We start from the raw sequence: 6444 nt of genomic DNA on the forward strand, positions 1-6444 counted from the left end.
GCGCCGGGCCGTCCGCTCGCCGTGGTGCTCGGCCTGGCGCGGGCGGGCTGCTGGCCGGGTACCTGGCGACGGTGGTCGGCGGGGCGGTGAACCTGGGCGCGGTGCACGTGGCCGCCTCCGGCCGGAACCTGCCGGCGGTCGCCGGGCCGCTGGAGCTGACCGCGCGGGGCGTGCTGGTGGCCTGGCCGATGCTGGCCGCCGGGCTCTTCGCCGCGCTGGAAGGCCTGGCGGGCTACCGGGACTCGCCGCTGCGCCGCCCCTTCGGCGGCCGGGACCCCTACGGGCCGATCTCCTCCTACGACATCAGCGGCGGACCGGCGCGGTAGCGGCCCCCGGCGGCAGGTCCGGCCTGCGCAGCCCGTGCCCGGTGGCCTGCTCGAAGGCGTGGGCCAGCCGGAGCACCCGCAGGTCGGCGAAGGGCCGCCCGACGATCTGCACGCCGACCGGGAGCCCGCCGGAGGTGAACCCGCACGGCACCGAGGCGGCCGGGGCGTGCAGCACGCTGACCCAGTAGGCCGAGCGCATCCAGGCCAGGTAGTCCGGGAGCGGCTCGCCGCCGATCTCGGTGACGTACGGCGCGTCCACCGGGAACGGCGGCACCTGGCTGACCGGCGCGAGCAGGAAGTCGTAGGCGTCGAAGAACGCGCTCATCCGCTGGTAGAGGCGGCTGCGCAGCGCTCGGCGCGGGCCAGGTCCGTCCCGGTCACCTCGCGGCCCCGCTCGACGTTCCAGCGCACGTTCTCGCCCAGCCGCTCGGGCGGCAGATCGCCGTAGGAGAGCAGGTAGTACCAGGCGCGGTAGGTGCGGAACGCCTCCTCGGCGCCGGACAGGTCCAGGTCCACCCGCTCGACGCGCGCGCCCAGCCCCTCCAGCACCGCCGGGGCCGTCGCGGTGACGCGCGCGGTCTCGGCGTCCACCGGCAGGCCGCCCAGGTCCGGGCTCCAGGCCACCCGCAGCCCGGTCAGGTCCAGCAGGTCCAGCGGTTCGGTGAAGACCGCGCCGCTCTCGGCGACCGACAGGGGCGAGGCGGGGTCGAACCCGGCCACCACGCTCATCAGCAGCGTCAGGTCGGCGACGGTCCTGGCCATCGGGCCCGACACGCCGAGGGTGAACCAGGCGGCCGTCGGGGACGGCGACGGCACCCGTCCCGGCGTCGGCCGCAGTCCCACCACGTTGCAGAACGAGGCCGGGTTGCGCAGCGACCCGCCCATGTCGGAGCCGTCGGCCAGCGGGACCATCCCGCAGGCCAGCGCGGCGGCGGCCCCGCCGCTGCTCCCGCCGGCCGACCGGGACAGGTCGTAGGGGTTGCGGGTGGCGCCGAAGATCTCGTTGACCGTGTGCGAGCCGGTGCCGAACTCGGGGGTGTTGGTCTTGCCGACCGTGATCGCCCCGGCCTCGCGCATCCGCCGCACGATCAGCGCGTCGCGGGCGGGCACGTGGCCGGCGAAGATCGGCGAGCCGTACGTGGTGCGGATCCCCGCGGTGTCGGTCAGGTCCTTGTGCGCGACCGGCAGCCCGTGCAGCGGCCCGCGCCAGACCCCGCGCGCCAGATCCCGGTCGGCGGCGGCCGCCTCGGCGCGGGCGCGCTCGGCCGCCAGCGTGACGATCGCGTTGACCGCAGGGTTGGCCTCCTCGATCCGCCGCAGATGGGCCTCGAGCAGCTCCACCGCGCTGACCTGCCGGGTGCGCAGCAGCTCCAGCATCTCGACGGCGGTCAGGTAGTGCATCATCCGCTCGTGCCGATGGAGGCCGTGACCGCCTGCGTCAGCCGTACCAGCTCGGCGGGGGCGGTCTCGATCTGCAGCCCGCGCCGTCCGGCGGAGAAGTAGACCGTCTCGAACGAAAGGGCCGAGGAGTCGACCACGGTCGGCAGCCGCTTGCGCTGCCCCAGCGGGCTGATCCCGCCCACCACGTAACCGGTGACCCGCTCGACCTTGGCCGCGTCGGCCATCGCGGCGCGCTTGCCGCCCAGCGCCGCCGCCAGCGCCTTGAGGTCCAGCCTGCCCGCCACCGGCACCACCGCGACCGCCAGGCCGCCGTCGACCTCGGCCACCAGCGTCTTGAAGATCCGCGCCGGAGGCACGCCGAGCGCGTCGGCGGCCTCCTCGCCGTAGGCCTGCGCCCCCGCGTCGTGCTCGTAGGGGTGCAGGGTGAAATCCGCTCCGGCCTGGCTCAGCGCCACCGTCGCCGGGGTGCCCTGGCCTCTGGCGTTCTTCGGCTTGCCCATGGCAGGAAGGGTAGCGACTCGGCAGGATCTACAGCGTAAGGGCCGTCCGCATGGTGGAATGCGGACGGGAGCGGGTCCCGGGGCTCCGTAGACTGTTCAGGTGATTTCCCGTACCGACCTGCGCGGCGCCCTCCCCGAGGACCTGCGCGACGTGCTGCCCCGTGCCGAACTCGACGTCGAAGCCGCCCTGGAGAAGGTCCGGCCCATCTGCGAGGACGTGCATCATCGCGGGGTCGCGGCGGTGCGGGAGTGGACGGCCCGGTTCGACGGCGTGCAGCTCGGCTCCACCCGGGTGCCCGCCGAGGCGCTCTCCCGCGCGCTGGCCGAGCTCGACCCCAGGGTCCGCGCGGCCCTGGAGGAGTCCATCCGCCGCGCCCGCCTGGTCCACCGCGACCAGCGCCGCACCGACGTCACCACCCAGGTCGTGCCCGGCGGCACCGTCACCGAGCGCTGGGTCCCCGTCGAGCGCGTGGGCCTGTACGTCCCCGGCGGCCAGGCGGTCTACCCCTCCAGCGTCGTGATGAACGTGGTGCCCGCTCAGGAGGCCGGGGTCGCCTCGCTGACGGTCACCTCGCCCGCGCAGAAGGAGTTCGGCGGGCTGCCGCACCCGGCGATCCTGGCCGCCTGCGCGCTGCTCGGCGTCGAGGAGGTCTACGCCGTGGGCGGCGCCCAGGCCGTGGCGATGTTCGCCTACGGCACCGAGGAGTGCGCCCCGGTGAACCTGGTCACCGGCCCCGGCAACATCTGGGTCGCCGCGGCCAAGCGCCTGCTCAAGGGCCGCATCGGCATCGACTCCGAGGCCGGGCCCACCGAGATCGCCATCCTCGCCGACGCGGGCGCCGACCCGGCGCACGTCGCCGCCGACCTGATCAGCCAGGCCGAGCACGACCAGATCGCCGCGGCGGTCCTGGTCACCGACTCGCCCGAGCTGGCCGACGCCGTGGAGAAGGCGCTGCCCGGACAGGTCGCCGCGACCAAGCACGCCGAGCGCGTCACCGAGGCCCTGTCCGGCCGCCAGTCCGGCATCCTCCTCGTCGACGACCTGGAGGCGGGCCTGCGCGTCGTGGACGCCTACGCCGCCGAGCACCTGGAGATCCACACCGCCGACGCCGCCGCGCTCGCCGCCCGGGTCCGCAACGCCGGGGCGGTCTTCGTCGGCCCCTACGCGCCGGTCTCGCTCGGCGACTACCTCGCCGGCTCCAACCACGTGCTGCCCACCGGGGGCTGCGCCTGCCACTCCTCCGGGCTGTCGGTGCAGACCTTCCTGCGCGGCATCCACGTGGTGGAGTACGACCGCCGGGCGCTGGCCGAGGCCGCCGCCCACGTGTCGGTGCTCGCCGACGCCGAGGACCTGCCCGCGCACGGCGCCGCCGTCCGCGCCCGCTTCGCCCCGGGCGAGCTGCCCGCGCTCACCGACTGGGAGACCCCCGCATGAGGCCCGACGACGCGACCGGTACGAGTCCGGAGGCCGGCGACGCTCCCGGCACGGGGACCGGCGGCGGCCCGCGCGTGACGCTGGACGACCTGCCCGTCCGCGACGACCTGCGGGGCCGCACGCCGTACGGCGCGCCGCAGATCGACGTCCCGGTCCGGCTGAACACCAACGAGAACCCCTACGGCCCCTCCGCGTCCCTGGTCGCCGACCTCGCCGAGGCCGTACGGCACGGCGCGGCCGGGCTCAACCGCTACCCCGACCGCGACGCGGTCGCCCTGCGCGAGGAGCTGGCCGCCTACCTCGGCCACGGCCTGACCGCCGAGCGGGTCTGGGCCGCCAACGGCTCCAACGAGGTGCTCCAGCAGATCCTGCAGGCCTTCGGCGGTCCCGGCCGCAGCGCGCTGGGCTTCGAGCCGTCCTACTCGATGCACCCGATCATCACCACCGGCGCCTCGACCGAGTGGATCTCCGGGGCGCGCGAGGACGACTTCGGGATCGACCCGGGCAAGGCCGTCGCGGCGATCGAGGAGCACCGGCCCGACATCGTCTTCCTGACCTCGCCCAACAACCCCACCGGCACCGCCCTCGACCCGGCGGTGATCGCCCGGATCGTCGAGGCGGCGCCCGGCATGGTCGTGGTGGACGAGGCCTACTTCGAGTTCGCCCGCACCGGCACGCCGTCCGCGCTGACCCTGCTGCCCGACCACCCGCGGCTGATCGTCACCCGGACCATGTCCAAGGCCTTCGCCATGGCGGGCACCCGGCTCGGCTACCTCGCCGCCTGCCCGGCGGTGATCGAGGCGCTGCTGCTGGTGCGCCTGCCGTACCACCTGTCCACGCTCACCCAGGCGGCGGCGCGCGTCGCGCTCGCGCACCGGGCCGAGCTGCTCGGCACCGTCGACACGCTGCGCGCCGAACGGGACGCGACCGTGGAGTGGCTGCGCGGGCACGGGCTGAAGGTCGCCGACTCGGACGCCAACTTCGTGCTCTTCGGGGTCTTCGACGACCGCCGCGCGGTCTGGGAGGGCCTGCTGGAGCGGGGGGTGCTGATCCGCGAGGTCGGCCCGCCCGGGTGGCTGAGGGTGTCCATCGGAACGGCCGAGGAGATGGCGGCGTTCCGCGCCGCCCTGGAAGGAATTCTGCGATGAGTCTCACCGAAGACCGGCCCGGTCGTCTCGCCGGAGGCGAGCGCGGACAGCGCCGGGGGCGCGTCGAGCGCTCCACCAAGGAGACCTCGGTGCTGGTCGAGGTGGACCTCGACGGCACCGGGATCGTCGACGTCTCCACCGGCGTGGGGTTCTACGACCACATGCTCAACCAGCTCGGCAAGCACGGCCTGTTCGACCTCACCGTGAAGACCGAGGGCGACCTGCACATCGACTCCCACCACACGATCGAGGACACCGCGATCGCGCTGGGCGTGGCGTTCCGCGAGGCGCTGGGCGACAAGTCGGGCATCCGGCGGTTCGGCAGCGCGTCCTGCCCGCTGGACGAGTCCCTGGCCCAGGTGACCGTGGACCTGTCCGGCCGGCCGTACCTCGTGCACAGCGAGCCGGAGAACATGGCCCCCATGATCGGCCCGGACTACGACACGACGCTGACCCGGCACATCCTGGAGTCGTTCGTCGCGCACGCCGCCATCTGCCTGCACGTGCACGTGCCGTACGGCCGCAACGCCCACCACATCGTGGAGGCCCAGTTCAAGGCGCTCGCGCGGGCACTGCGCGAGGCCTCCGAGCCGGACCCCCGCTCCACCGGGGTGCCCAGCACCAAGGGCGTCCTGTGAGGGGCGATGACCGATAACTGGACGGCCGTTGCGATGGCCTTCGCCGCCCTCTTCCTGGTGGGCGGCATCGTCTCCTTCCTCAAACAGGGACTGAAGAAGGGCGCGCTCCTGCTGGCCGCCCTCGCGGCCCTGGCGACCACAGCGGCGGTGCTCTGGTGGTGAAGCTCTGATGGCTCCGACGGCCAAGAAGATCACGGTCCTGGACTACGGCTCGGGCAACCTGCGCTCCGCGGAGCGCGCCCTGGCCCGGGTCGGCGCGGACGTCACGGTGACCTCCGACTACCAGGCGGCGATGGAGGCCGACGGCCTGGTCGTCCCCGGCGTCGGTGCGTTCGCCGCCTGCATGGCCGGGCTGAAGTCGGTGGTCGGCGACCGGATCGTGGCCCGCCGCCTGTCGGCGGGCCGGCCGGTGCTCGGCATCTGCGTCGGCATGCAGATCCTGTTCGAGACGGGGGTGGAGCACGGCGTGACCACCCCCGGCTGCGGCGAGTGGCCCGGCACGGTCGAGCGCCTCGACGCCCCGGTCCTGCCGCACATGGGCTGGAACACCGTCAAGGCCCCCGAGGGCACGGTGCTGTTCGACGGCATCGACGCCGACGAGCGGTTCTACTTCGTGCACTCCTACGGCGTGCGCTCCTGGGAGCTGCAGGCCGGTCCCGGGTTCACCGATCCGCTGGTGACCTGGGCCGAGCACGGCGTGCCGTTCGTCGCGGCGGTGGAGAACGGGCCGCTCACGGCGACCCAGTTCCACCCCGAGAAGTCCGGCGACGCCGGGGCCCGCCTGCTGGCCAACTGGCTCGGCACGCTCGGATGAACGTCTCGCCCGGCTCCGTGCGGGGCGCTTTCCGGGACGTCTCGCCGGGCTCCGTGCGAGGTGTTTGCCGGGACGTTCCGCGGGGCGTCCGGCGGCGTGCCCGGCAGGGCGTCCCGCGGTGCGCCCGGCGAGGCGCCCGTGAGTAAGGAGAGGCCCGGCGCCGGCGAACGGGAGGCCGAGCA

8 protein-coding genes and 1 pseudogene are annotated in these 6444 nt (G+C 74.4%); 6 read left to right on the plus strand and 3 right to left on the minus strand.

Annotated elements, in window-relative coordinates:
• Positions 1–326, plus strand: a pseudogene (locus ACWJ6R_RS27610) (hypothetical protein); the annotation flags it as partial.
• Here the strand turns inward: ACWJ6R_RS27610 and ACWJ6R_RS27615 are convergent.
• From ACWJ6R_RS27615 to ybaK, 3 genes are read right to left on the minus strand one after another with little or no spacing between them, the layout of a single operon-like run.
• Positions 304–651 carry an amidase family protein gene (locus ACWJ6R_RS27615; protein ID WP_449065030.1) on the minus strand — a complete coding sequence of 116 codons (348 nt, stop codon included), beginning with the start codon at positions 649–651 and terminating at the stop codon, positions 304–306. The pseudogene ACWJ6R_RS27610 and the gene ACWJ6R_RS27615 overlap by 23 nt on opposite strands.
• Positions 648–1727, minus strand: a complete 1080-nt coding sequence (locus tag ACWJ6R_RS27620) for an amidase family protein (RefSeq protein WP_449065031.1) — start codon at positions 1725–1727, stop codon at positions 648–650. The genes ACWJ6R_RS27615 and ACWJ6R_RS27620 overlap by 4 nt, the downstream gene beginning before the upstream one ends.
• Positions 1727–2227 (minus strand): Cys-tRNA(Pro) deacylase, encoded by a 501-nt coding sequence (ybaK, locus tag ACWJ6R_RS27625; protein WP_449065032.1) that lies wholly within the window; start codon positions 2225–2227, stop codon positions 1727–1729. Before ybaK ends, ACWJ6R_RS27620 begins: the two co-directional genes overlap by 1 nt.
• 100 nt (positions 2228–2327) lie before the next feature.
• Here ybaK and hisD point away from each other — a divergent pair, with 100 nt between their 5' ends.
• The 5 genes from hisD (at position 2328) to hisH (ending at position 6262) form a co-directional block, all read left to right on the plus strand.
• Positions 2328–3662, plus strand: a complete 1335-nt coding sequence (gene hisD, locus ACWJ6R_RS27630; protein WP_449065033.1) for a histidinol dehydrogenase — start codon at positions 2328–2330, stop codon at positions 3660–3662.
• Positions 3663–3736: 74 nt separating this feature from the next.
• Positions 3737–4810 carry a histidinol-phosphate transaminase gene (locus ACWJ6R_RS27635; RefSeq protein ID WP_449065036.1) on the plus strand — a complete coding sequence of 358 codons (1074 nt, stop codon included), beginning with the start codon at positions 3737–3739 and terminating at the stop codon, positions 4808–4810.
• Positions 4807–5448 carry an imidazoleglycerol-phosphate dehydratase HisB gene (gene hisB / locus ACWJ6R_RS27640; protein ID WP_449065034.1) on the plus strand — a complete coding sequence of 214 codons (642 nt, stop codon included), beginning with the start codon at positions 4807–4809 and terminating at the stop codon, positions 5446–5448. Before ACWJ6R_RS27635 ends, hisB begins: the two co-directional genes overlap by 4 nt.
• Before the next feature lie 6 nt (positions 5449–5454).
• Positions 5455–5610, plus strand: a complete 156-nt coding sequence (locus ACWJ6R_RS27645; RefSeq protein WP_191893230.1) for a hypothetical protein — start codon at positions 5455–5457, stop codon at positions 5608–5610.
• Between the two features lie 7 nt (positions 5611–5617).
• Positions 5618–6262 carry an imidazole glycerol phosphate synthase subunit HisH gene (gene hisH, locus ACWJ6R_RS27650; RefSeq protein ID WP_449065035.1) on the plus strand — a complete coding sequence of 215 codons (645 nt, stop codon included), beginning with the start codon at positions 5618–5620 and terminating at the stop codon, positions 6260–6262.
• The last annotated feature ends 182 nt before the right edge of the window (positions 6263–6444 follow it).

It is taken from the genome of Planomonospora algeriensis (genome assembly GCF_977012225.1).